Consider the following 25487-nt stretch of genomic DNA (forward strand, 5'->3'; position numbering starts at 1 on the left):
GGCCCAAGGATACCAAATAGAATACCCCAGAAATCCTGATAATATACTTATTAGGGAAACTGGGGTTTTCTCCTCACAATGAACCCATGATTAGTTCGATGGATCCCCAAGTAGCTAAAGTTCATCGGGATCTGTGGTGTAACTCATCTCAACAATACATTAATTAAACCCTGCTATATGGGGTACCTGAATAACTTCAACACCCCCCGATGTTCAAGTATCTAGCCCAGCAAATACCAAAGGTTAGACACGGTTTAGCCACCATCAGAACCACCACTGAGGTTCCATACAAGCCTCCTGAGGGGCGCTATAATACTAACCAAAGCAAGTACATTAGGGATATAGATTAAGGTGTTATGGCATCGGTGATGAACTAAGTTGTACGGACCAGCAGCAGGATCAAAGAAATCAAAGATAACTGGCTTGCTGAAGGGCTGGCATTTCCATTGAAATAAACCAACCGTTAACGAATCTACAGATCCTCAAACGTCAGGACCTAGTAATTAACATTGTCGATAAGCCAACCCGTGCTTAGAAATTAGCAGCATTCAAGGCGCGACGCGCAAACCTTTTAGGTGCGCCTTATTTAAGTCATACCTAACCAACACCTGACTCAACCAATGTGCCAGGCGCTGGTTAATTAGTCTTAGAAAAAACCAAGTGGATTGGTGTCGTAACTAACCAATACGTTTTTGGTTTGCTGATAGCTGCCTATGGCCATCTTGTGTGTTTCACGGCCAATGCCTGATTTTTTATAACCACCAAAAGCGGCATGAGCAGGGTACGCATGGTAGCAGTTGGTCCAAATTCGACCCGCTTCTATCTGGCGGGCTAAATGGTAGGCACGATTCATGTCTCGAGTCCATAGACCGGCCCCCAAGCCAAACATGCTGTCATTGGCAATAGCAATGGCTTCGGCCTCGTCTTTAAAGGTGGTCACACCAACCACCGGACCAAAAATTTCTTCTTGGAACACGCGCATGGAGTTGTTGCCTTTTAACAACGTAGGTTGCACAAAGAAGCCTTTATCGTAGGGCATTTCTAAGTTGGCTGGCCCACCACCGGTTAAAACCTGAGCGCCTTCTTTGCGACCTAGATCGATATAATTTAAGATCTTTTCGTATTGTGCGCTAGAGACCTGCGCGCCAACTTGCGTATCTGTATCTAAAGGGTTGCCACGGACAATACTATTGGTGCGCTTGATGACCATTTCCATAAATGGCTCGTACACGTCTTCTTGTATTAAGGCCCGTGATGGGCAGGTGCACACTTCGCCTTGGTTAAAGAAGGCCAACACTAACCCTTCAACACACTTGCTCAGGTAGCTGTCTTCAAAGTTCATGATGTCGTTAAAGTAAAGATTAGGTGACTTGCCACCAAGCTCTACCGTTGAGGGAATGACGTTTTCAGCAGCACATTTTAAAATTTGAATGCCCACTGGAGTTGAACCAGTAAAAGCGATTTTAGCAATGCGTTTGCTGCTCGCTAAGGCCTGACCCGCCTCTGCACCATAACCATTGACCACGTTTAGAACGCCCTCTGGTAGTAGATCAGCAATGAGTTCTATTAACACTAAAATAGAAGCTGGTGTTTGCTCTGCAGGCTTAAGTACCACGCAATTGCCCGTCACTAATGCTGGCGCTAATTTCCATGCGGCCATCAAAATGGGAAAGTTCCACGGAATGATCTGCCCCACAACGCCCAGTGGTTCGTTAAAATGGTAGGACACTGTGTTGGCGTCTAGTTCACCTAGGGTGCCCTCTTCGGCGCGCATACAGCCAGCAAAATAGCGAAAGTGATCCACGGCTAATGGGATGTCGGCGTTCAGCGTTTCACGGATGGCCTTGCCATTGTCCCATGCTTCCGCCACTGCTAGTAGCTCAAGGTTTTGTTCCATACGGTCAGCTATTTTTAACAGCACATTTGAACGTTCAGTAACCGATGTGCTGCCCCAGGCCTGCTTAGCTCGGTGCGCCGCATCTAAGGCGAGGTTAATGTCTTCTTCAGTTGAGCGGGGAATCTGACAAAAAGTGGCGCCATCAATGGGGCTAATATTGTCAAAATATTGTCCTTTAATAGGTGCCACCCATTGGCCACCTATGAAGTTTTGGTATTGCGTTTTAAAGGTCATTAAACTGCCATTGGTACCAGGCGATGCGTAGATCATAATATTTCCCTAAAAGTGAGCTATAGTTATTTGAATAAGACCTATGATTAATACTATATCAACCATGTGTCTGTTAATTTGTATTATTAATATAACGCTGGCCTGCTAGTGGTTGGTTGCCTGTGAGTACACAACGCTTGCCTTAAAATCCGATGTTTTAGTAAATGGAAAGCACAATGAATGACCTGAAATTAGCCAATAAGCTGGGTTTAGACAAACCGAAAACCTTAGTTGAAAACCGCGTGAGTTTTGCTGGGCCTCATTCAGAACTTAGCATTTACGACACCTACCTACCGGCAGAAAATGTGTTGTTGCATTCTTCTGGCTTACTTTATTGCGGAATGATCCAAGGCCGAAAGTTATTGCACGGCGCCGATGCCAGCACCAATTCAATTGATTCTATGGAGTTTATTCCCAATCAATCATTTGTGATGGCGGCAGACACCACGGTGGCTATTGATTTTCCAGAAGCACGCATTGACCACCCAACACGTTGTTTGACCGTAGAAATTGACAGTGAACGGGTGACGGAAATTAGTGAACGGTTAGACCAACAACTGGGTAGTCCACTGGAGCTGGAGAGTTGGCAGGTTTTAACACAGCAGCATTTGCATACGGCCCATTCGCAAGGCACACAAATGTTACTGCAGCGATTATTTAACAGCTTTATTGAAAATGAATCAGAGCGAAATATCGCCATTGAATTTGGCGTATCTGAACTGATTACGCGCATATTACGTCACCAAGCGCGTGATTTTATTCTACAAAACTCACTTGAAAATTCAGATAAAAGTGGTTTACAGCAATCGATTCACTACATTAAAACCCATTTAAACGAGGGCCTTCATATTGATCAATTATGCAAATTGGCCTGCATGAGTCGCTCAAGTTTTTATCAATCGTTTAAACAAAAACTGGGCTGTACTCCCTTGGAATTGCAACAGCAGTTGCGGCTAGACACTGCAGCGCAGCGGTTGACTGGAGGCGAGTCTGTGAGTAGTGTTTGCTTTTCTTTGGGATATAGTAGCTTGAGTCATTTTAACCACCGCTTTCACGGGCGTTTTGGTATGCCTCCATCTCATTATGCAGGTAAAAAACTGCACCACTAGAATATCATCCCTAAGCAGTCGACGAGCCAAAACGAGGGTAATCCAAGCACCGGTTCGCTTTGCTTAATAGTCAGAAGAATTAACATTAGTAGAGCGGTCAAAAGCTTTGGCTACTTCGATAGCACGATCTAAACTCTGACTATTCTCATTACGAAGGGCCTCACGATATACATTAGCCAGCAAGCCAATCCCTTCACTATTTGGTATGTAATAAAAATCAGGGTTAAGCATGTTCCCAGACCTAACCAACTCATCCTTAGCTAGCTGTTGTATAAAATAAAGCCTCAGCTCTCTTTTGATGTCTGTAATACCCATATTTTTTACCCCTAAAAATGACACTAAGTGTAACCTTTGCAGCATAAAGGGGTTATTGGTAAACCTCAGCTCATATAGAGAAGACACCAAAGTAGCTGCAATACTGCCATTATCTGCAACAACAAAAGTAACGTTAGTTCATCAGAATCTTTGGTGTAACTCATCTCAACAACACATCAGTTACACCCTGCTATATGGTGTACCTGAATAATTTCAACACCCCCCGATGTTCAAGTATCTAGCCCAGCAAATACCAAAGGTTAAACACGGAATAACCACCATCAGAACCACCGCAGAGGCCTCCATACAAGCTCTCTGAGGAACACTAAAATACCAACCTAAGCCTGTGTATTGGTGATATAAATCAAGGTGTAGGAGCTAATGTCGGAGATTAAGAGACCCATCATTAAGTCTAGGAATATCAATAAGTTACATGCTGCAGCTATAAACCCCTCCCTCAGGATCTATTGAGCCTCCTGAGGCCCATATCTAGTCTGTCAGTTATGCCATACATTACGCTTAGACAGCTTTTGCGCTACTCAATAGAACCTGCTGAACGTGTTGACGGTTAGTGTGCTTTACCGTGTGTGAAGTCATGCAGTTATCACAGGAGTTGGGTGGTGTGAGGGGCTATGGGTATTGGGATTATCAATACAAAAATGAAGCCATACATTACAACCATTAGAGGCTGCAATGTATGGCTTTGTTATAACTGTAGACCAAACTGTAGACCGGTGAGATCCTCTTGACCAGCGGGAGAGGCACTGATATCGTTGTAAGTGCATGTATTTGAAGGTTTTGAGACCTTCTTAAGGAATCGAGGCTGTCTCCGGGCACCATAATCCCCTAAGAATCCCTCTGTAACCCGCATTATACCTGCATTTCCATCAATTTTACTTGTGGGTGTGTGTCTAAGAAGCCACTACCAGTTTCCCCTCATCGACTTTTATGCCCAACAGTTTTATGGCGTAACACTCAAGCTCCAAATAGCTAGTAATCCTGCCTGCTTCGTTTGTAGGGTCATCACAAAGTTCAACATCAGCACCCACACAAATTTCTATACTTGTACTTGGATTCGAGTACGCAGAGAACCAAGCAGAAGTCTCATTAGGCCCCGCTATGCATAAGGTGTGGGCTACCTTCGGATTAAGGCATCCCTTCATTGTGGCAGCTGTTGTGTAAGTCAGGCCAGCTCTATTGCCTTCAATAATACGAGGGTCACCTCCTCGTGCTCGATCACCACACTGGATGCGTATCGCAGGTTCAAAGACTGTAGGCGAGACTACTACGCCTCCTACAATCGAGCCATATTGCCTGCCTTTGGTGTCGTCAATTAACACCTCAAGGAGGACGCTACTTTTCGTGACTGGTTTTATAACCGTGGGCAGTCGATAACCAACTCTGAGAGGTTTGTCGTGTCCGAGTTTTGTGTACTCAGAGTATATGAACCCATCATCATTATAGACTTCTACGCCTTTTGCTTGTCTTGTGCAATCAACCTGAGGCATGTTGGGAATACCCTCTGTCAGCACGAAAAGTAGACAGTACGGGTGAACTTGATAATCTGTGTTGTTCATAAATTAATTCCTTCTAGATCGAAAAGCACCCTCGATCTGGGCGCTTTATTAACGTTAATTCGATACTTCAAAGGAGCGGTGCAGTTCTACTCAATCAGTTTGACCCACCTGTGCAACACATCAATAGGATAGCCAGAACCATAGTTTTGACCAGCGCCAGATTTGCTCCAGCCACCAATTGAATCCACTATATCTGTAGGACACTCAACAGCTCGAAGTCTGTCGCGCATACTGTGTCTGAATGAATGAATGACACAGCCATCATCAACATAGTTTTTCATCCACTTGTTTAAAGCTGCACTGGCTGAGTTAGCGTTACACTTGCCACCTTTAGTATATCTGGGAAAGAGGTATTCATCTTTCCTATAAGGTACTTGAATGTTTTGTGTTGCTTGAGTAGCTGCCCAGAGTGCAGCACCCACAAGGGGAACTTTTCGCATACTGGCTTGTGTCTTAAGGCTTCGGCATTCATTGGGTTGAATTATGATGTATGGAGTCGGGCTATCCAAAATGACATCGGAACACTTAAGGCCACAGGCTTCCGCTAACCGAACCCCTGTGTTGCTTACTAAGGCGATAATCCATCTAAGGTCGTCATTAATATCGACACATAATGATTGAACGTGCCTAATCGTGGGCAAAGGGATAGGCTTCCTTTTTTCCATTAAGGGGCCTTCGGGCATGTAGGTCTGTGCTAGAGGATTAGTAGCCTGTAACCCGTGCTCTTTAATCATCAATCCGATAATTGGCTTTAGAGAAGAAAATACTCGCCTTATTGAGCTAACCGCTAAACCACGTTCAAGTAGGAAGTCCCTAAAGACAGCGCCATGCGAGGTCGTGTATTCGTATAAGTCACGATTACCCACAGCATCGATGAGGTAATCGACATTGCGCTCAACAGTGCGCACAAAGACGTGATCCTTACCTTCAGCTTTGAGCTGTATGTAGTGCTCTTTTGCATCCAGTAGGTCATACCCGCAGCCATCTGGCGTGACTGTAGCCACTGGAGCACTAACTAGTCCTTTGGTTATTTCTTCGACGCGAAGAGAACTCCAGTATGTCTCAAGCTGGAAGCTAATCTGATTTGAAACACGCAATGCGATTCGTTTTGTTCGGGTCTTTAGGCTTTTAACGATTCTTTTAGAAGCGTAATGGCCTTCCATATCCAAAGGGACACGTCTAGAAAAGTAATAAATATTATTTCGAAGGTACAGATAGCTATTTTGGTCTACAACCATGGTTTACACACCCACAAGTAAAATTGATGGAAATGCAGGTATAATGCGGGTTACAGAGGGATTCTTAGGGGATTATGGTGCCCGGAGACGGAACCGACACCACGCTTCATGATATATCACTAAGTAACATTATCTATTCAAATTATTGTTTTATATGCTTATTATATACTAGCTTGTATCATTGCGCTTCATTGCGTACCATATAAAAAGATGGGTAAAAAAGTGGGTAAGTGATGAGTGCAAAGCATAGATTGTTAGCAAACGCAGTACGTACAATTCCAGCGGGCATGCATTGCGATGGCAATGGTTTGTGGCTCAAGAAGCGGAAAGAAGGTGGCCATCAGTGGGTGTTGCGTTATCGCATAAATGGTAAAGTGGATGAGATGGGTCTGGGTGGCAGTCATGTCACGCTAAAAGAGGCCCGAAACATTGCAGACGAGTACATGGCTATTGCTAAGTCGGGGACAAACCCAAAGCATCACAAGAGAAAAGTTGGCCGTGAAAGGTCAGAACAAGATAACACCCTTGGTAGAATTACAGAGTTAGCTTTTGAAGCTAAAAAACACAGTCTTAAGGGCGAGGGTACTTCAGGACGGTGGCTATCTCCTCTTACAAACCATGTCTTACCCGTGCTGGGTAAAATGCCAATTGATCAACTCAACCAGCATGATATTAAAGCTGTGTTATCACCTATCTGGCACACTAAGTATGCAACGGCTGCGAAAGCCATCTCTAGGTTAAAAATAGTTTTTAAACATGCAGCTGCAATGGATGTGGAAGTTGACCTTCAAGCTATTGAGAAAGCTAAGTTATTGTTGGGCGAGTCCAGCCATGTTGAAGAACATATAAAATTCCTTCCTTGGCCCGAAGTTCCGGCTTTTTACCAATCACTATCCGAAAGCAGTGCATCCCACCTAGCACTTAAATTGCTGATATTAACTGGTGTGCGCTCCGCTTCAATTCGACAGATGCAAACTGAGCAAATACAGGCTGGCAACTGGATTATTAGTGGTGCTTCAATGAAAGGTCCCAAAGGTAAAACAGCAGACTTTAGGGTGCCGTTGTCAATTGAGGCTAAACGAATAATTGACCTAGCGCTGCCATTTGAACGTAATGGCTACATTTTCACAGGTACGCAGGGGATGCCCATAAGTGATGCGACTATGCCTCGAATTATGCAACGTATGGGCATGGATGAGAGACCTCATGGGTTTCGGACAAGTATACGGATATGGTTGTCAGAGGCAGAAGTTTGTTCTTACGAAGTTGCAGAGACGATAATGGCTCATTCGGTAGGGAACAAGGTCACAAAGGCCTATAACAGAACTGACTACCTATCACTGCGAGGGCAAGCTCTGGAAAAATGGTCTGAATACTTGTCGGGGGAGCGTCACTATGAGTAATAATAGAAGCACAAATTTGGGTTTCATAGAAGGCCCAATGTCAGTAGACGGTTTATTATCTGGGTCAGCTGAATTAGATGCCCAAGCCAAGCAAGAAATCTATCTGAGTACGTGCGCAGTATTTCAGGCAGAGTATTCTGAAGATGATTCGTTGATGTTTAAGTTACTGGATATGGGTATCGTCAACGAATACATGGCCGAGTATATAAAAACAAGATTATCTGGAGCTAAGCAAGGATCGATACTCAATCCGATAAATCTGGGGAGAAAAACGAATCATAAGCCAAATAAGATTCATTTTTCATGGTATTTGATGGTTAGGCACGCTGAGTTAATTAATAAAATTCCCAAAACCAGAGCTTTGAAGCTGGTCGCAGACACACAACTAAAAACTATAAGTCCTGAAACAATCAACTCTTCCATTAAAAGAATCAAGAAAAAGGTTATAGCAGCGCTTGGTGAGGAGCCTGATCTAGATTTGGTCACACTCTGGTGCAAGAATACCAACACTATTATTGCACCCAAAAACGAGAAATAATGGTGGTAATTTGTTGTCTCACACCACAGCATGAGGCACCAAATGAAATTATTATCATTCAAGGAAGTTCAAGTCATATTAGGCGGACGCTCGCGGTCAAGTATTTATCGTGACATTGCATCTAATACTATCCCCCAACCATACAAACTCGCTGGAAGAGTATTTTGGCGAGATGACGAAATATTTGATTTCATCAAATCTCTGACCCATACATCCTCAGATTCGCTTGGGGTTAAGCATGTGCAATCATAACTTAGCAGAGCGTTGCGTTGCCCTTTCAAGGTGGAACGCACTAGAGAATGGGTTCTATAAAGCATCTCGCGTTGGTAACGATGTCTAGTACACCATCGGTTAAAGACTTATTGACTCGAGGTGATGAGCTAGAAATAGTGGATGGTCGCCTTAATATCATCGCTGAAAGTGGACTTCCTGTTACTGCAGAATGGTTAAAGCTGCACGAAGATAAACTGGTTTATGAGTTGGTTAGCCAGATGGCTATTGATGTCCTAGTTTATGAAAGCTACAGCACTGGACGGTATGGGGCGGAGCGCAACAGCGGTGTTAACCTGCAATTCATAAACCTATTAACTGATGATAGTCGGTATGCAGTTTTTAATGCTGACTTAGATCGCGTTAAAGCCACTAAAAAAGGCCCTATTGGCTCACCCCTGCCTAGCGGCCAGTTTCGTGTGGGAAAGCGCAGTAGATTCTGTAGGTTCTGGTTAAATGCAAACCAACCACTTCCCCCAAGGTTGTCGTCATTCCATGACTATATGGGAAACCTTAAAGGCACGTTATTTACAGGAGTTGTTGTTAGAGAAGAGAGGCTTGATAAGCAGTCAATTAAGCTGCTGAACATTACTTATGTGCAGATTGCTGCTGCTTTTTTTCCAAGTGTCTTGCCAGACAATCCACATACACCATCCATACACAGCCCATACAAATACCACACAGCAATGCCATACAACGAAAGCATGAAGCGCCTTATGCAGCGTGGTTTAGAGCCAATTCAAACTACGGGTAATTGCAACTACGGTACAAGCTCATTAGCCAGTAAGGTAACAAGGGGGAGAAGTATTGTGCCTACAACAAAAAAGATACCACAAGATCAAACTGTTGAAGAATGGTTAGAAGATTATGATTTATAGCTGTTCAATTTACATTCGCTTCATGTGAATGCGCAGAAGCATTTTTACAGATGCTCATACTTGGCAAAGGTGTGAGGTAAGGGCTATGGCCAGCCAAGTAGTAATAACTACTCAGCTAGATGGGTTTAGATTTTGATCTGATAATTTGCATATCATGCTATCGATAAAAATCTTGGTTAGTTGACATTGTTTTCAAGGCGTTTAAATATAATAGGGTATTAATTTAGGAAAAATTCTTAGACTTTTCAGTGTAAGTTAAACAACTAGCTTGATCAATATCCACAGTAGCAACCAATATTTTTGCCCATAAATAGATTAGTTTTTCTAGTCAAATATGATTACTGTGTCGAAAGGTATTTAATTTACAGGAGCAGTTTAATGCGCGCATATGGATTCTTATTACTAGCAGTATTTTCCCAAACCTCCGCGGCTTTAGACGTAAGCTCTTGGAGCGATAAAACGCTCTGTAGAGTAGCTAAAGAACAGCCAGAAAACGAAGACTTTAAAAACGCCATAGATTTGCGTGGATTGAGCTGCATTGTTGCAGTTTCAAAAGCTAAGTCACAAGGTGTTATCGCAGGCGAGTACAACACACGCTTGCTTCCACAATACCACAAGTACAAAGACATAATTAAGACACCATTGCGCGGACTGAAGGTGCCTAGTGGGTTTACACTAGTAGACGATTATACTTCGTTTATGAATTGGCATTCTAAAATCACGTACGACAATATGAGGGACACTGAATTTGAAATTGGATATCAAAGCCAGTTTGTGGATCCTGATGTATGCGTAGACGACGTTATTAGTACAATTACATACAAATCATTGTTCAACAATGTCAGCGGAGAATCAGATCAAATGACAACTGCAGTAACGAAATGTCATCAGATGATGTCGCAGAGATTTAGTAACAATCCGAAAACGGGCATTATTGCATACAAGCGTGTTCTGACTTCTTGGCTAAATGAAGGCACATTGAAGAAGGCTAACAAATACAGACGAAGGTACGACCAGCCATATGATTACGGACTGCGCCACAGTGTCTCAAACATAATGGCGCATTATGCAGTTTACCACCGTAGCTACAAATTTACCCCAGCAAAACATGCTGACATTGTGAGTATGTTTGAACAATGGATTACTACATACAAGGCGTATCCGGGCAATGACCGTGTGGGCGGATCATTAAATGTATGTGACTTAAAAAACCCACACACAGGTCATAAGCGCATGCACGTTGACTCAAATCGACGAATCAACCAAGACCATTGTGGTTCTATTAATACTCGAATGGCAGTCTCAGGTATATATTTTGGTTTAGAGTTTAATAGCCAAGTAATACTTGACTCGGGCATTCGTTACACAGAAATGTTCATGGCAATAATGGATAAAAACAAGATGTACAGTAGTCAGATTAGTCGCGGACTGTGTGCAATGTCGTATGCTGACCAAATGAGTCCAATCATTGATCAATTAGACTACGCCCTCAATAAAGCATACGACATTGATTTTGTTAATCTTAAAAACATTCATGGAGTTACGTTAGCAGAAGTTTGGTACAAGTTATATGATGTAGCCAAGGATCCTAAACAGCTGCTTCCATATCATAATCCCCGCCAAACGCAAGATTGTCAGCCAAATCTAACAGGTGGTAAATCACTTGCCACACTAATAGAGAAAAAAAACAAGCGAGCAATATGGGGTGCATTTCATCCAGAACCTTACATACTGAGGTCTCCTAAGGTTGCATCAACTCTTAGACCAAAGCTATGGAATACATATAATAGCGACTCGTTTAGCGTCTTTTTAGGTGGAGCGTTTGCAGCAGGTAACAGTGCAGTTGGCATATCACCACTAGTGTTAAGAAAAGCTACAGGCTGGAAAGCCCACCCAAACTCTAAGAAGCAGTAGATAAGAAAGCCAACCCAGACTCTAGGACTGCTGTATATCCACCGAGTGATTTTTTGAAGGTTAGCAGTGACTTAAAAACACGTATTGCCAATTTAATGGCCAATACGATGAAGATGGAAGTATCTCTTGAAGATTTTTTGAACAATGTATCTAAAGTAGATAAAAAAACTTTTAAGGGTGAGCTATATGGAAGCTACCGGCTAGACTGGTTTATTATCGGTACAGGGCCAAGTGGTGGGTATGATAAAGGCGCAACGGATTACGTTACAATTAATGGAGATGGCATGATCTTTGATAAAGTTGATCGCTCGAGGTTCCCCACTCCAGATTTACGCAAAAAATTGGGATTCACAATGATTGGTGATGGCAACTTTACCCTAAAAGGGCCGTTAGGTACGTTTAATTTAGAAGGTAGATCTTACCCAACAACTATCTTTGGTAATATTCACCAAAAATTGGGCCTTGGTATATGGCAAGAGGGCGATCCGATTTTAGTCAGGTTGACGAAGCAGTAATAGTGCATTGGTCAAGGAGCCTGACTACAGAATAAAAGACAACTCATCTATAGTAATTTAGCTGTGATACTGAACATAAATACGATTAGCCTTGGTCGTAATTGGTTCAGGAAGACTTCTGATTTAAGCCTTACAGCAATTTCTAAGAAGAGCTAATGAGCATTGGTAGCAATGTAGTGCTGGATGAGCGAACGCAGCTTACAGTATGGCTGTAAGGTGCTTAATCGATGTTAGAGCGGAGGGTTAAGAGTGGTGCCTATAGCTCTAGGTAGACTTTAGTGTGATTCCTATGCTAAAAGAGATTATCAAGGTTATGTAGTTGTTAGCCAGCAACATAAATACGTATTAAAGGGCCAAAAGATCAAATCCTTATAAAGGAACACCACCGAACCAATTATGTATTTGCCGTGGCACAGCATTTAGGAATAATTCCTAGAGAATGTATGTTAAGTTTATTTATAGTCAAATTTTTAAGGGTCATCAACAGGAAGTTATGTATTTTAGAGTGTATTTAAATTGAAAGTTTTACATATAAAATCTGATAAATTTTTAGACGGGTCCACATGGCGCCGTAAAGGTTTAGAGATTATAAAAGGAACTAAACCTCTGCAATATACCTCATGTTGTTGGGACTTTAAGCTAGATGATATTAGCGACGTCATTGGGGGCAAGGTTTTTTTGCATCACACAAAAAACAAGCCTTCCTATGTTGGTGGTGTAGTTACTAAAATTGAAGAAGTCACTTTAAAAGATGGCACTAAAAGAGCTGATCGTGTGAAATTCACCTTTATCTCTGAGGCTGAAGGCAAAGGGGCTGAGTGGAGAGGGGCATCTCACTCTATGGCTTGGAACGGAGGATTAGTCGAGGTTTAAATATGAGATCTATTCGGCCGCTCTCAATTTATTACCTTGTTTTAGGATTTATATGAAATTGATAATATTTAGTTTAATTCTTTGTTTCGTGGGTATTGGAATATTCAATGACACTGAATATAAAACATCTGGTGGGTTTCTAACCCTTGGGGCAACATCATGGCTATTATATTTAGTAATTATGCGGCCAATTATTCATCTTATAAAAAAGATTTTTGGGAAAATCCCGACTAAAAAGAAATTAGAGCCAAATACAAATGAACAATTGCCAACAGATTCTAGGTCAAAAACTGATCTTAAAGCCAAACCAAAAAATAACGAAAACATAGAGAGACGTTATATGAAACACCTCATTCCAGCCCATAATCTTCTTGTAGTTTCTATCAGCAAATCAGTTTCTGAGAAGGCTGATATTTATAATGCCGCTCGCTATGCATGGAGGCTGAATGTTGCCCGAGCGCGCCAAGCTGATTATGTAATAGCGCATAAGTCTGGTGAAGTTATTGGTGTGTTTGAAGTTGACGAATGGTTAAATGCGACTGATGTGGCTTTTAAAGGAATGGGAGATGCTGACGAGAGCAGGTGGGGCTTCCATGGGCGTGTAGCTCCATCTGAAGTGTTAATGCAGTACTTTGGTAAGCAACTGCCAGAAGGTTTTATTAAGCGTGGTGCATCTAATCCTGTGCGGTTTATTTTTTTAGATGATGCTGAAAATACAATAGACAAAGTATCAAACACTTCCAAACTAGCGAGATCAATCGAGCATGTAACTTCAGCAATAGTTGACTCAAGTGGCGAATTTTCTGCTGTAGTTGAAATTCAAACTTCAGATTTTGGAGATGATACAGATACTGTATATGTGGAGGCTGATGTAACTGCTGAAATTAACGGAAAAGTCGAACAAGAAGTTGTTTGTGAAAATATAGAAATTGGCGATGGTCCTATTGAGATAAATTCAGGTTATATAGAAGTCCCTAAAAATGTTGATCTTAAATACTCTGTTACAGGCAAAGTGGACATGGTGAAGTTTAGTCCTCCCAATGTGACAGAATTGTCAATTCCATCTAAGAGTGGGGATATAGACATAAAAACCGAGATGAATGGTGTAATAGTGACAAGTATGAGAGGCGAATTAGACGAAGATTCTTATAAGGTTACGTTTAAAACAAAAGGCTCTGCCCCTTATGGTGTTAGTACTGCAATCTGCAGTGAGGATGAAGACCCGTCGCCAACTTATAATATTTCATATGAAAATGAAAGCGAATATGAGGAAATTATCTTCGATATAAAAGCTGGAGATACAGTTAAATTAGTAATCAACTTTTCTGAGACTATCGGGTTTGGTATTGATATAAGTTCAAAAGGCTCTGCCGAAGATTATCGACCCGATGGTGACGGTCTTGGCGAATCTTATGATGATGCAAATGAAACCTCTGAAAGTTCTACTGAATTTGACCAGATTTTCAGTGGCTCAGTTTGCGCCATTACTGTTCAAAATGTTTCCTCAACTATAGATAGTGATTGGGTTAGTGCGTCAAACGGAAGTTTAGAAGGACCTCTTCAAACATTTTATGCCGTGTATAATTCAGATGAAGATGATTATTATTTAATAATACAAGGGGAATCTATATTCTTAGCTTCATCTGATGAATATGGATTTGAAGCTCTTAAATATGCATTAAAAAATATAGAAAATTTATTACAAAAAGAGTTAAAGCTGAAAGATGAGGAGATTGACAGTTTACTGTTCTATCTTGAAGCAAATATCACGGATGAAGCTGAAGACATAGATGATTCCGCATTTACCCATGAAGTGTCAGAAGGTGGACAAGTAAGTAGTGAAGATTATTTCTCTTCGGCTTCGGACATGGAGAATCGAATATGGATAAGTACATCTCAAAGCCTTAATTATGGCGACATTACTCTAAATGAAAATGAAAAAACTTTTGATTTTGATTTTGATCTCTTAGATGAAAAAGAGGTAGTATCTTGGTCTATATTCAACACCAAAGAGAATGCTTAAACAAAAATTGTAAATTTCATGCTCTAAAAAAGTATCAAAATCCTGATATAATTTACTTAGCAAGTGTAAGTAAGGTCAATTGAATCAGGCATGTTCATTCCTTATTCTTATCGCTCCAGTTTTCACGTATTTCTCGAGCTAGGCGTGACCTTGAGTATGTGTCTAATGCTCGCTGCCCACTTAACATTGAAGAAAAAATCATATCAGTTTTTTTTCCATTTTTTTCATAAGTAAGTGTGGTTGAGTTTGATTGAACATCTTTAAAAAAAATTTCCTTTATGCGCTTGGATGCTCCAGCATTTGCTATGACCAATATGTCTGGCATGATTTTGTCAAAAAAAGCTTTTGTAGCTTCGTCTAGACTCTGACGTAAAGAACTATCTCCTAAGAATTTCACAAATTCATTTTGCTGAGTATGCCTTATTGGATAAAGATCATGAAATATGGGATTCACTAAGTCGTCAATGCCAACGTCATTAGCAAAAAAGTCTTTTGCTGTTTTAAAATATTGGTGATTCTCATGCATGTTTCTTTGATCTTCAGCTAACTTTTCAATAAGACTATCAGTTAATTTAGAGTTTCGCGTTAAAATATCACTGTGCTTATCATCAGACTTTACCAAGCTAGGGTTCATGCCTATAAGCCAAACTGGTGATTCATTCTGAGTGATATGAAAACAGGGTTGGCTGAATTTAACTGTGTTTTTATTAGAGGCATTTATGGCTTTTTTGAATTTAGATTCCCATAAATTCCTGATGGTATTGTTATATTGTTGAACACTATTTCTATAATTCATAAATCTTCTAATTAGTTCGAATTGAACCTGCTAGCTAGGTACTCCAAACTTAGACCTAGTCGCCTGATTCAATCTCTTAAAACGTATGTGAACTCATTTATAGACCTTACTAATGTATTTACGAAATAGATATACGTAAATGTCTAAATCTAATTGCAGTAAAGGCCATTAATAAGTGTGGCATTCTATTATTGAACTAAGTCTGGCAGATTAACAATGGGATCAAGAATATTTAAGGGATCATTCCCAGAATCTAGGTAGACAAATTACGTTTTCGGTACACGCATATTAATTATTATATTAAAATACTGCTGTATATAGCCATTAAGGTTATTTTCGACTCCCCCCCTCCACCAATCACGAGTTTTAAGCGTTATTATTGAGACTCTCAATTAGCCTCGGTACCCTTATAAAAGGGTTTCGGGGCTTTTTATTGCCTAGAGGGCATCCTAGACCATACGTGCCAAAGCGCTGCTTTTATAAGGTACACCGCGGTAATGACAAAGCATTTGGTGAAGCGCTTTATAGATGCTCATACTTAGCCAAGGCGCGAGGTAAGGGCTATGGCAGTTTGGGTGCTAATAACTACTCGGGGAGTCGAGTTAAAATGATGACTCGATAATCTACCCATCATTAAAGCACACGATAACTAAGCTTAAAAAACACCCTTACAGCAATTTCTAAGCACCGCTAATGAGGATTGGAAGCAATCTAGTGCTGGATGGGCGAACGCAGCTCAGAGTATGGCTGTAAGGTGCTTAATCGACGTTAGAGCGGGTATTGAGAGTGGTGCCTGTAGCTCGAGGTAGATACTAGGCTGGTCATGTATGCACATAGTCTAATGTGTTAAAATACACCTGATAGATTTATCAAAAGGAGATCAACATGGCATCACATGGCGGCATTCGTATAGGTTCGGGCAGGCCAGCAGGAGCTGTTAATAAGGCTACCTCAGAGCTTAAGTTGAACCTATCAGAGTTGGCTAGGGAGTACACCAGTGATGCCTTAGATACGCTTGTAGAAGTCATGCAATCAAGCCAGAGCGATTCAGCTAGGATTGCAGCCGCTACTGCTATACTTGACCGAGGTTATGGCAGGCCAACAAAAACCACATCGCTTGAAGTTAATGCACCGTTTGTGCCTACTAAAATACAGTTGGTGGCTTATTCAGGTAGGGCGGATGGTAGTATTGTAGATTAGGGGTAAAGTCTGTTTAAAAGCACCACCAATTTATTAAGCACGGCGCCCATAGCCTCGCAGTCATTTGTAATCATGCTCGCTCAGATTCTTCTTCGGCGGGCGTCTATATGATTTAGCATGTAAACTTTCATTTCATCAGAGTCGTAAAAATGGCCACTAGCATCCAAGTCAGCCTTCTGTAGTAGACGGAACGTCGCCATGAGCTGTAAGTGTTGCATTTCTCTAGCTTTTAAAAACTCGTCACCAATTTTTAGATAAATAACTAAGATGGAAATTAGCAAAGTGACTAATACTAAAAAGAATCCGGCAAATACAAGTTCGTACATCAGTAATATCTCCATTTAAAACACGATAAAATATACCACACTATTTTCACTACACGAATCTTGCCCAATGGATCAAAATATTGGTAACTTACGACCATAATCATGACTTTTTGATAGAACTGAAGAGAATTAATTACTGGATGAACTGGCTAGGTGGAGGGAATTGACAGAAGTATTCATGGACGAGGTATGGAAATATTTTATGGCAATAAGAAAAAAATTGGACGGCTGATAAATTGTGGTTAGTTATATGAAGCAGGATCGAACATTCGGTGCAATGTTTGGGCTAGCAGTTGGTGATGCCATGGGCATGCCTGTTGAATTTCGTCCCAGAGGCAAGTTTGACCCTGTAACAGAGTTTCGAGCAGGTGGGCCATTTAAGCTACAAGCTGGACAGTGGACTGATGATACAGCGATGTCGTTGTGCTTAGCCTCAAGCTTAATAGAATGTAACGGCTTTGACGCAGCACACCAGATGAAGCAGTACAGCCGTTGGATTGATGATGGCTACCTTAGCTGCACTGGCAAGGCAGTGGGTATAGGCCAAACCATCTTAAAAGCCATGATTCGTTACCACAAAACCAAAGACCCTACTCAAGGTGATACAAACCCAAGACGATCAGGCAATGGCTGTATTATGCGCTTGGCTCCAGTACCTATTTATTTTAGTCATGACGCAGCCCTAGCTATCCATCACTCTATCCAATCTGCTACTACAACACATGGCAGTGAAATGTGTCTTCAAACCACAGGTTTTTTCGGAGGTATGATCTGGGGGGCTTTAAACGGTGTAAGCAAAGAAGAGCTATTGTCTGACAACTATTCACCTGTTAAAAACTACTACCAGCAGCAGCCTCTGTGTGATGAGCTACTAAGTCTTGTCAGAGGCGACTACAAGGCAAAGCAAGAAGGCGAAGTGGATTCTACTGGGTTTGTTATAGCTGCCCTAGAAGCAGCTCTGTGGAGTTTTTACCATACAAGCACCTATGCCGAAGGCTTGCTGAAAGCAGTTAACTTAGGCGGTGACGCGGATACTGTGGGAGCCATATACGGGCAGTTGGCAGGAGCTTATTATGGCTTTGAAGCAATCCCAACTGAGTGGGTACATGGCTTAGCGTCGAATGAGAAGATTGATGCGGTATGTAACGAGCTAATAAAAAAATACATCGCTTGAAGTTAATAAGCCTTTTGTTCCTACTAAAATACAGCTGGTGGCTTACACAGGTTCAGCTTAAGGCAGTAATATTAATGTCTGTATGAAAATATTATTTATTTAATGCTGTAATCATAAAGTAATAAAACGCTCCCCAAGCTTTTACCTGTCCTATTCGATCTTTGGGAGAAAGATGCCCACGAGTATGCTGTAGTTGAGACAATACATTGTTAGTGTATCGATCGTCAGCTTTGAATAAAAATTGCCTAACATCATGTTTTGTAGGGCTAATATTATTTACAGCCACAGTGACTCTTTTCCCAAGATCGCCTGTTTCATCAAAGAGCTTATCGCTAATTGAGATATTGTTTTCGTACAGCTTTTGTAACGTGATTTCTAGGTCAGGATTTAGGCTAATTAGGGCTACCATGCCAAATCCATGCCAGTCAGCATAACCACTGTATTGCCCACTACCCCCAAGCCTTGAAAAATAATCTAGTACTACTTCTTGGGTCAGTTGTATTAGCTGATCTGATTTATTGTTTGCCATTATGGTTCCTTTCAAAGGGTGAGAGTTATCTTGAACTTCGCATGTCAGGGTTTCTGGCTCAAAGGTACTACACTATAACTATATTTCAAGCATTCGTTGGTAAATCAGGAACCTCATCAGTGCCGTGTAACTTAGTGCAGCCAGCTAGTTGGTAAAGTAGGTTTAGGAAGTGTAAGGTTTATGGCTGGAATGCTTATAACGCCAAAAAGGATAACTGATGATTGCTTGGCCATTTAAACAACTTGTTCAAATAATAGTGCGTTACGTGGTCGCATTGCTCGTAGGCATAGTCTTTGTTAGCTTAGCCCATCTTTTTATCATCAGTGCTTTAAGTAACAGCTTCTTTTCCCAGACAATGATCCTACCTTTGTTTTTACTGATGATGCCTTCAGTTCTTGTCTGGCATTTAATAGCTCAATTCTCACCAATAATGAGACGCTACAAAAGGTATGTTGAAATTAAGTCAGCATCAATAACTGTGGTGTTAGTCTTGGTTGGTATTGTAGTTTGGTTGCCTGAACTTGCTCCTGCAGCCACAATAGATATAACCTTATATGTCAGCACGTTCACAATCGCTGCTGGTTTATGTGGCTTTATAATGGACTGGCTTAAAACCAAGGAATGGATGTTGTGCCGTTTCATCATTACTTAACACCTGAGCTGGTAAGGTTCGTAGTCCGTCAGTTTAAACTGTCACACTCAGGCGTTCATGGGCCAAGCCACTGGATGCGTGTGCGTAAAAACGGTTTGGAGTTGGCTCAGAAGACTGGAGCAAATACTGGGGTTGTTGAGCTTTTTGCTTTGTTCCATGACAGTTGCAGAGTTAATGAAGACACTGATCATGGGCATGGCTCAAGAGGTGCAGACTTCGCTCAGCAGTGCTTTGATGATGGCCTGTTAACGTGTAGTTTGGATGATTTAAAGCTCCTTAAGGTAGCCTGTCAGCAGCATACGGGAGGCACTTATGCTGCTAATGAAACGGTAGCTACTTGCTGGGACGCAGACAGGTTAGATTTACCCCGAGTCTTTATTAAAGTCAATCCACAGCTGCTTTGTACTCAGTATGCAAAAGACCCTGTAATGATTGAGGCAGCAAATCAGCGGGTACAAAGGTGGCTTTCAAAGCGGGATAATCATCATTACAGCGAGGCTGATAATTGGTCAATCAGCAAACCTCGTAGGGTCAAAACGGCATGAGTACAGATCAGATAGTCATTTATATTACAGGGCGTGGTGGAGATGCTAACAAAGGTTTAGGCGCATACTTAAAAACTATTGACCCTCATCGCATAGGTCTTTCAGTTAACAGCATCTTTTTGTCATTGCCGTTTGAGCAACAAATATCAACCATTCACGATTTACTACATAGGTTTGATAGCCCTAACACCAGTATTATTGCTAACTCCTATGGTGCTTACTTACTAACGTCCGCGCTCATCGATCAGCCATCAATAGCTAGCCAAGTGTTACTTTTGTCGCCTGCGTTAGGCTTAACGTTAGTAGAAGAAGAAATGTTCTACTCAAGACCCCCGAATCAAAGACTTTGGTCAGAGGCTCTAGAGCAGGGCAGGATTGCTAAACCTAAATATTTGGCTGTATGTTCTGGTGAGTTAGATGCTGGTTCTTGTAACCCAATTATGGTGCGAAAATTTAGTGAGTTAATAGAAGCTGATGAAGTGCAACTAATTCCAGAACAGGGACATCAGTTAGCTCCTACTGTTGTCCAGTCGGTTGTTGGGCTATTCTTAAAGCCTAGTGGCTAAACCAATTCCAAGGATGCTTTATGACAACGTATCAACATACCATTACCGTTAATGATAGTGAAAGCATTATGCTGGAATCAGCTTTACAGTTTATGATAGAACGGTGTGAGAAGGAGATGGCAACCAATCCAAGAGCGCCATATTATGCCCACCTAAAAAGTGCAAAAGCAGTAATGGCTAGACTAAACGATGACATGGTTCTGACCAGTAAATCGGATTTTAGTGTCTAGTTAAGTTGTACTGCTGAGATAAACTGTTTTTTCAATAAGATGGGTAATAACGTGGGTATTTTTTTCCTAAAGTAGAACTAATCGTTTAAAAACAAAAGGTTCCGTCTAGTTAATGGTGCCCGGAGACGGAATCGAACCGCCGACACGAGGATTTTCAATTGACGCGTCAAATATAACATTAATTATATCAATAGTTTATATAAGTTTATACCTAGTGTGTCAGGTAGTGTGCTATGGATATTGGTGCCTTTATAGGGCAGTGACTAAGTTATATTGTGTTTAACACGACATAACTACTTCCTCTCACGCTTGGGAAATTGACCCTTTCCAGCATTCTCAATGTACTGCTTTGCTATAGTCAGGTGGCGCTCTACAAGGCTGGTCTTACGACGAAGTACTACCTTTTGGCTGTATGCCTTAATAGCATCTTCTTGCCCTTCATCTTTTCGGATCATTATTACTCGCATTGTTGGGTCGACCACCTCATTAACAATCAAGCCGCACTGATCAGCCAACTCCCAATAACTCAATTCGGGTTGTGCCAAATGCTTATCGTAAACATCTAAGTGTTTGGACAGTGAATAGATCACCGCTTTAGTGTGGAGTGGATATTTAGCGCGAGATCCGTGACCACGACCCTTCTTCTTATGCTCATTCAGTGCTCGCTTAAAGCGGCTAATGAGGTAGGTTTTATCTAATTCTAGCGGAATGGTCAGCGTGATGGTATTTTCATCATTAATAGCAGTATTGGTCACTTCTATTTTTCGTTGAGGTGGTTCCATAAAGATAGTGCGATGACGATCCCACCAATCCAAAAAATCATCCTCCTCAAAGATGTTCCCCCAATGCTCATACAACTCAGCATACTTCTTTGGCTTTCCTGTACGACAAAATTTTTCATAACCTGTATTGCGCTTTAGGTACTCAAACCAAAAATAATACGCATTACGTTGATAATCCGGAGCGTCACGATACGGCTGGTTTAATGGTCGTCGTCGCAAGGACACCGCTTCTCTAGGATATGTATGAAGAAAATTCCCTTCATCTTCGTATAGAACACAAGTGTGCTTCACATTATGGGATTTAATGTCCACGTCTATTACCTATAACTAGTAATCAAATTAACTCATAACTTCGCATATTATATAATAGTTATACGGTTTGAGGCAAAGCGATGAACGCAAGCCCTCCGTAAACTAAATAGGTATGAAATTATGAAAAATGTTAAAGCAGTAACTAAGAAGCAAATCGCAAACGCAGCCGCCGCAGTGATCATTCAATCATTAGATACGATTGCTAAAAAGCAAAGTAAGTGGTCTAAAAAGTTCGATAATGTGAATGACAGTTTGTATAACATTCTAGCCGAGTGTTATGAGCAAACAGCCACCATCCGAGCCGCAAAGCGAGATGTTGTACTAGCGTTCAATTCCGAACTAAAAAATCGAGGATTTAAGCGCCTTGATGCGACTAAGTTAGAAACGAAAGTGACTCGAGTTGTGTTTGGCGACATCGGCGCCAATCGTGCTTCTGGTTACGCTAAAGTGCTTGTGATCGCTCGCAAAGAAAGTGTTAAAACCGTCGATCTTGTCGATTGGATCAAAGATGCTGGTGGTGTAGAGGAGGTGCGTCGAACAGATGCTTCAGGAAAAACCCCTACAGTCAGTCGCGAAGATGCCATCACCAATGTGCTCAAAGCGCTTGATCAAGCACCAGAGTTCGATATGAACAGCGTTACTAAGCACGAAGGACTTGAATATAGCGTTATCGTTGTGCGCCGAAATGCTGACCAGTCGGTTGTCCCAGTCGCTGAAGTAGATTCATTGCCTACTGTTAAGAACGTACTAGCAAGCCTAAAGAGCCTTGTCGTTGACCAACAGTCAAAAGATGATAATCAGTTCGCTGCTGAACAACGCAAAAGCCAAGCCCAAATCATCGCTGCTGTAGTTCAGCAGATGACAGAAGCGAGTTCTTCAAACGATCAACTCCCATTAGCAAAAGTAGCATAAGGAAAAGCAGATGAGTTTAGAAAATATCTTATTTGCTGATCAACTGGTCAAGGATGACTTGCTTATGATCATTGACGCAAAAATAGCCACTAACGTATTGCTACACGGAAGTAATGGTACGGGCAAAACGATGATTGCTAATCAAATAGCGACAGACCTCGGACTGAGCGATTGTATAGAGTTCAGTTTTGATCCAACTAACTTTAACGTTGGTAAGTTAGTTGGCACGCTCAACATTCAACGAATGAGCGTTAATGCGAATGGTTTGATTGTCATAGATGAGATTGATCGCCTAAAGACTGAAGCACAGTATGAACTACAGAATTTTGTAGATACATACTGTACAGATACAGCAGAAAAATCTGCTATTTGCAGTGTGATTTTGACGACCAATAATCTGACGAAAGTGATCCCTGCGCTTACCAGTCGTTGCTCTACATATCATATATGTGGTCCGACGCCAGATCAGTTGTTATTGACGTTTTTGTCACGCTTAACCAATGAGAGTGTAAAGATGTCACCGACTGCTGCTTTAGAGTTGTTAACGTCAGCGCTCAGTCCGCATTGTAAACAGTTGTCCTACAGAAATGTAGCACTACAGTTTAGGAAGACCGTATATGCTGCGACGAAGAGAATCGCTCTGTGGTGATCACAGACCAAACAAAAAAGCCGCTATCTTTAGCGGCTTTTCTTTATCTAATAATTACGTCGTGTTAAACACGACGTAATTTGTACTCACAACACAAAGTCATCATAGGTTTTGTTGATATCAGCCTGCTCCAAACCAATGTACCTCATCGTCACTGCTGGCGAACTATGATTTAGCACACGAGCAATGATTTCCAGTGGGACTCCTGCTGACCACATCGCATAACCGCGTGTCTTCCTCATACTGTGCGTACCTAAATGAACACCAATAATCTCACCGACTTCTGCGAACTTGCGAGCAACAGTTTCTCTGCTTAATGGCTTTTGTAGTTTCTTTGCACGGTTTCCAACAGACTGAAATAGATACTTATCGTTTTGGTTAAGTACCTGACGCTGTTTAACAATAGTCTGTGCTTTTTCGTTCAGTTTTATAGTGCGAGATTTACCTGTCTTCTGTTCAATAACAGTGATTGTTTCCCCACCAGCAAAGTCCAGGTAAGTAAGGTTGAGCAAATCGCTAATACGCAAAGCAACATTTAATCCTAATTGCCAGATGTCCTTGTAAATTTCACCGCCGTGCTTTTCTAACATATGACTAACAGTTGAAATTTGTTCTGTTGATTTTACTGCTGAGACTGACTTCATTGCCGTATTCCTTAATCACATAAACATAATATAAGTAATATTATGTGACCTAAGAATGGAGGTCAACCGATTTTGTAAGGGATTGCTGAGTTTGCTAAATCACACAATACTATTCTGTGACTATGGTGGGTTTCATTGTGATTGTTTAAGGTTGGCTTTCTCAACTTCATAACTCAAACCTACATTTCTGAATACCCGCTTTAACAGAACAATCAATTGAGCCTTCATTTCATCTTTATACATTGCGTTTGCTTTACTAATCATTTTTTTATCTATGTCGGACAAACCAATATCAAAAGAACTGAGCATCTGTGCTAAGTCGGTAAAGTCCTTATTGTGCTTGGTGGCTTTCATCTGCTGAATTTTGCGTCTTCCACCTTCAGTGTTGAGGAGGTCTATGTCGTTATATCTCATTTGCCATACCTCAAATTAAAAAACAAACGGTATGCTGGTATCGGCATTTGTTTTGCTTTGGTACAAATTAACGACTGCTTTTATTATGAGATTTCTCACTTGATTGTTTAGGGTGTTGTGATTAGTACTCGTTCTCTCAGCGAGTTCAGTTGTGAGATTTTTTTGTACATCATCAATCTGATGAATTTTATCCACAGTATTGTTTGGCGTTTTGACTGTGATCAATTTCCACATCTCTAAAGTCTCAAGTAAGTTGATGATGGCTTCATCAGATAACTCCAATTCCTGTGATATCAAACTGCCATAATATCCTTCGCTTTTGCCACATCTATAACTGAACTCACGTACAGTGATGTTTGGATCAATTGCTTTCATTTCATTAAATATTTGTTTGGTATAACTCATACATTATGTTCTCCGTATTAAGATGCCCGATTCGGGCAATCTACAAACTTCACCTCACTTAATATTTCTTTCAGAAATATGAATCTCGCTTTGTTTGTATTTCTTTAATTAATTATTGTTTTAATTTTTATGTGTCATTACTTGAGCCATAGAAGCCCTAGCCAGAGCATCTAATAGTTTCCATTACTGTCACCATTCTATTCTGCGATGCTTTAGGAAGTAGCGTGCTTTACTCCCCATACATTACGCTGCCGATTTCACGCGGGATCATCCAAGTCATAGAATAGGTACTACTTGAATAACTTCGTTTAATTTCCACTCACTGGTCAATGAGCACGAATCTTTGCTACTAACATTACTGCGTTCACTTGCTGTCCGTTTTTGCGACTGGGACTATATGACGGAGAGCCCCTGTTAAACATTCTTTAGCGTGAATGTCAGCAACGCTTTGAGTACTGCTAATTAATTTGGTCGCGTGTATAACTTCTTTATACTTTTATTTATCTAATTTTGTAAGAAGCGCCATTTAAT

Annotated in this window: 28 protein-coding genes; 17 read left to right on the plus strand and 11 right to left on the minus strand. The window is 41.2% G+C overall.

Annotated elements, in window-relative coordinates; translation table 11 throughout:
- Nucleotides 1-646 precede the first annotated feature (646 nt).
- Nucleotides 647-2167: an acetaldehyde dehydrogenase ExaC gene (gene exaC, locus ABXT42_RS00770; protein ID WP_443628478.1), complete on the minus strand. Its 1521-nt coding sequence runs from the start codon at nt 2165-2167 to the stop codon at nt 647-649.
- Between the two features lie 176 nt (nt 2168-2343).
- On the opposite strand from exaC, the gene ABXT42_RS00775 reads away from it, so the two are divergent.
- On the plus strand, nt 2344-3276 hold the full coding sequence (locus ABXT42_RS00775) for a helix-turn-helix domain-containing protein (RefSeq protein ID WP_443628479.1): 933 nt from the start codon (nt 2344-2346) through the stop codon (nt 3274-3276).
- 63 nt (nt 3277-3339) lie between these two features.
- On the opposite strand, the gene ABXT42_RS00780 is transcribed toward ABXT42_RS00775, so the two are convergent.
- The 3 genes from ABXT42_RS00780 to ABXT42_RS00790 form a co-directional block, all read right to left on the minus strand.
- Entirely contained in the window at nt 3340-3591 is a 252-nt protein-coding gene (locus tag ABXT42_RS00780; RefSeq protein WP_443628480.1) for a hypothetical protein, read from the minus strand.
- A gap of 911 nt (nt 3592-4502) precedes the next feature.
- A complete protein-coding gene (locus ABXT42_RS00785; RefSeq protein WP_443628481.1) occupies nt 4503-5099 on the minus strand; it encodes a hypothetical protein in 597 nt (198 codons plus the stop codon).
- Nucleotides 5100-5254: 155 nt separating this feature from the next.
- Nucleotides 5255-6406: a DUF6538 domain-containing protein gene (locus tag ABXT42_RS00790; RefSeq protein ID WP_443628482.1), complete on the minus strand. Its 1152-nt coding sequence runs from the start codon at nt 6404-6406 to the stop codon at nt 5255-5257.
- Nucleotides 6407-6639: 233 nt separating this feature from the next.
- On the opposite strand from ABXT42_RS00790, the gene ABXT42_RS00795 reads away from it, so the two are divergent.
- The 8 genes from ABXT42_RS00795 (at nt 6640) to ABXT42_RS00830 (ending at nt 14820) form a co-directional block, all read left to right on the plus strand.
- A complete protein-coding gene (locus tag ABXT42_RS00795) occupies nt 6640-7809 on the plus strand; it encodes a tyrosine-type recombinase/integrase (protein ID WP_443628483.1) in 1170 nt (389 codons plus the stop codon).
- Nucleotides 7802-8347, plus strand: a complete 546-nt coding sequence (locus tag ABXT42_RS00800; protein WP_443628484.1) for a hypothetical protein — start codon at nt 7802-7804, stop codon at nt 8345-8347. The genes ABXT42_RS00795 and ABXT42_RS00800 overlap by 8 nt, the downstream gene beginning before the upstream one ends.
- A 42-nt stretch (nt 8348-8389) precedes the next feature.
- Complete coding sequence (locus ABXT42_RS00805) at nt 8390-8599, plus strand: helix-turn-helix transcriptional regulator (protein ID WP_443628485.1); 210 nt, start codon at nt 8390-8392, stop codon at nt 8597-8599.
- A gap of 47 nt (nt 8600-8646) precedes the next feature.
- On the plus strand, nt 8647-9495 hold the full coding sequence (locus tag ABXT42_RS00810; protein WP_443628486.1) for a hypothetical protein: 849 nt from the start codon (nt 8647-8649) through the stop codon (nt 9493-9495).
- A 378-nt stretch (nt 9496-9873) separates the two neighbouring features.
- Nucleotides 9874-11409 carry a hypothetical protein gene (locus tag ABXT42_RS00815; RefSeq protein ID WP_443628487.1) on the plus strand — a complete coding sequence of 512 codons (1536 nt, stop codon included), beginning with the start codon at nt 9874-9876 and terminating at the stop codon, nt 11407-11409.
- Nucleotides 11410-11516: 107 nt separating this feature from the next.
- Nucleotides 11517-11924, plus strand: a complete 408-nt coding sequence (locus ABXT42_RS00820; RefSeq protein WP_443628488.1) for a hypothetical protein — start codon at nt 11517-11519, stop codon at nt 11922-11924.
- Nucleotides 11925-12440: 516 nt separating this feature from the next.
- Nucleotides 12441-12797: a hypothetical protein gene (locus ABXT42_RS00825; protein WP_443628489.1), complete on the plus strand. Its 357-nt coding sequence runs from the start codon at nt 12441-12443 to the stop codon at nt 12795-12797.
- A gap of 52 nt (nt 12798-12849) precedes the next feature.
- Nucleotides 12850-14820 (plus strand): hypothetical protein, encoded by a 1971-nt coding sequence (locus ABXT42_RS00830; RefSeq protein WP_443628490.1) that lies wholly within the window; start codon nt 12850-12852, stop codon nt 14818-14820.
- 94 nt (nt 14821-14914) lie between these two features.
- On the opposite strand, the gene ABXT42_RS00835 is transcribed toward ABXT42_RS00830, so the two are convergent.
- Nucleotides 14915-15616, minus strand: a complete 702-nt coding sequence (locus ABXT42_RS00835) for a hypothetical protein (RefSeq protein ID WP_443628491.1) — start codon at nt 15614-15616, stop codon at nt 14915-14917.
- 885 nt (nt 15617-16501) lie between these two features.
- Between ABXT42_RS00835 and ABXT42_RS00840 the strand changes: the two genes are divergently transcribed.
- A complete protein-coding gene (locus tag ABXT42_RS00840; protein ID WP_443628492.1) occupies nt 16502-16816 on the plus strand; it encodes a hypothetical protein in 315 nt (104 codons plus the stop codon).
- 80 nt (nt 16817-16896) lie between these two features.
- On the opposite strand, the gene ABXT42_RS00845 is transcribed toward ABXT42_RS00840, so the two are convergent.
- On the minus strand, nt 16897-17142 hold the full coding sequence (locus tag ABXT42_RS00845; protein ID WP_443628493.1) for a hypothetical protein: 246 nt from the start codon (nt 17140-17142) through the stop codon (nt 16897-16899).
- 250 nt (nt 17143-17392) lie between these two features.
- Here ABXT42_RS00845 and ABXT42_RS00850 point away from each other — a divergent pair, with 250 nt between their 5' ends.
- Nucleotides 17393-18316: an ADP-ribosylglycohydrolase family protein gene (locus ABXT42_RS00850; protein WP_443628494.1), complete on the plus strand. Its 924-nt coding sequence runs from the start codon at nt 17393-17395 to the stop codon at nt 18314-18316.
- Between the two features lie 91 nt (nt 18317-18407).
- Here the strand turns inward: ABXT42_RS00850 and ABXT42_RS00855 are convergent, their stop codons facing one another.
- Nucleotides 18408-18845 (minus strand): hypothetical protein, encoded by a 438-nt coding sequence (locus ABXT42_RS00855; protein WP_443628495.1) that lies wholly within the window; start codon nt 18843-18845, stop codon nt 18408-18410.
- A 217-nt stretch (nt 18846-19062) separates the two neighbouring features.
- On the opposite strand from ABXT42_RS00855, the gene ABXT42_RS00860 reads away from it, so the two are divergent.
- The 4 genes from ABXT42_RS00860 to ABXT42_RS00875 are packed head-to-tail and all read left to right on the plus strand — an operon-like array spanning nt 19063 to nt 20838.
- The gene (locus ABXT42_RS00860; protein WP_443628496.1) at nt 19063-19497 is read left to right on the plus strand and encodes a hypothetical protein; all 435 of its coding nucleotides are present in this window, start codon (nt 19063-19065) and stop codon (nt 19495-19497) included.
- Nucleotides 19476-20042, plus strand: coding sequence for a hypothetical protein (locus ABXT42_RS00865; RefSeq protein ID WP_443628497.1), 567 nt, complete (start codon nt 19476-19478; stop codon nt 20040-20042). The genes ABXT42_RS00860 and ABXT42_RS00865 overlap by 22 nt, the downstream gene beginning before the upstream one ends.
- The gene (locus ABXT42_RS00870) at nt 20039-20608 is read left to right on the plus strand and encodes a hypothetical protein (protein ID WP_443628498.1); all 570 of its coding nucleotides are present in this window, start codon (nt 20039-20041) and stop codon (nt 20606-20608) included. Before ABXT42_RS00865 ends, ABXT42_RS00870 begins: the two co-directional genes overlap by 4 nt.
- A 20-nt stretch (nt 20609-20628) precedes the next feature.
- Nucleotides 20629-20838 carry a hypothetical protein gene (locus tag ABXT42_RS00875; protein ID WP_443628499.1) on the plus strand — a complete coding sequence of 70 codons (210 nt, stop codon included), beginning with the start codon at nt 20629-20631 and terminating at the stop codon, nt 20836-20838.
- A 293-nt stretch (nt 20839-21131) separates the two neighbouring features.
- On the opposite strand, the gene ABXT42_RS00880 is transcribed toward ABXT42_RS00875, so the two are convergent.
- A complete protein-coding gene (locus ABXT42_RS00880) occupies nt 21132-21845 on the minus strand; it encodes a hypothetical protein (RefSeq protein WP_443628500.1) in 714 nt (237 codons plus the stop codon).
- A gap of 261 nt (nt 21846-22106) precedes the next feature.
- Between ABXT42_RS00880 and ABXT42_RS00885 the strand changes: the two genes are divergently transcribed.
- Both ABXT42_RS00885 and ABXT42_RS00890 read left to right on the plus strand, forming a co-directional pair.
- Nucleotides 22107-22844: a hypothetical protein gene (locus tag ABXT42_RS00885; RefSeq protein ID WP_443628501.1), complete on the plus strand. Its 738-nt coding sequence runs from the start codon at nt 22107-22109 to the stop codon at nt 22842-22844.
- Nucleotides 22845-22854: 10 nt separating this feature from the next.
- Complete coding sequence (locus ABXT42_RS00890) at nt 22855-23493, plus strand: AAA family ATPase (RefSeq protein ID WP_443628502.1); 639 nt, start codon at nt 22855-22857, stop codon at nt 23491-23493.
- Between the two features lie 86 nt (nt 23494-23579).
- Here ABXT42_RS00890 and ABXT42_RS00895 read toward each other — a convergent pair whose 3' ends face one another.
- The 3 genes from ABXT42_RS00895 to ABXT42_RS00905 form a co-directional block, all read right to left on the minus strand.
- The gene (locus ABXT42_RS00895; protein WP_443628503.1) at nt 23580-24137 is read right to left on the minus strand and encodes a tyrosine-type recombinase/integrase; all 558 of its coding nucleotides are present in this window, start codon (nt 24135-24137) and stop codon (nt 23580-23582) included.
- 132 nt (nt 24138-24269) lie between these two features.
- Complete coding sequence (locus tag ABXT42_RS00900) at nt 24270-24551, minus strand: hypothetical protein (protein WP_443628504.1); 282 nt, start codon at nt 24549-24551, stop codon at nt 24270-24272.
- A 15-nt stretch (nt 24552-24566) separates the two neighbouring features.
- The gene (locus tag ABXT42_RS00905; protein WP_443628505.1) at nt 24567-24956 is read right to left on the minus strand and encodes a hypothetical protein; all 390 of its coding nucleotides are present in this window, start codon (nt 24954-24956) and stop codon (nt 24567-24569) included.
- Nucleotides 24957-25487 lie beyond the last annotated feature (531 nt).

Source organism: Candidatus Njordibacter sp. Uisw_002 (assembly GCF_047730155.1).
Classification (GTDB): domain Bacteria; phylum Pseudomonadota; class Gammaproteobacteria; order Pseudomonadales; family Balneatricaceae; genus Njordibacter.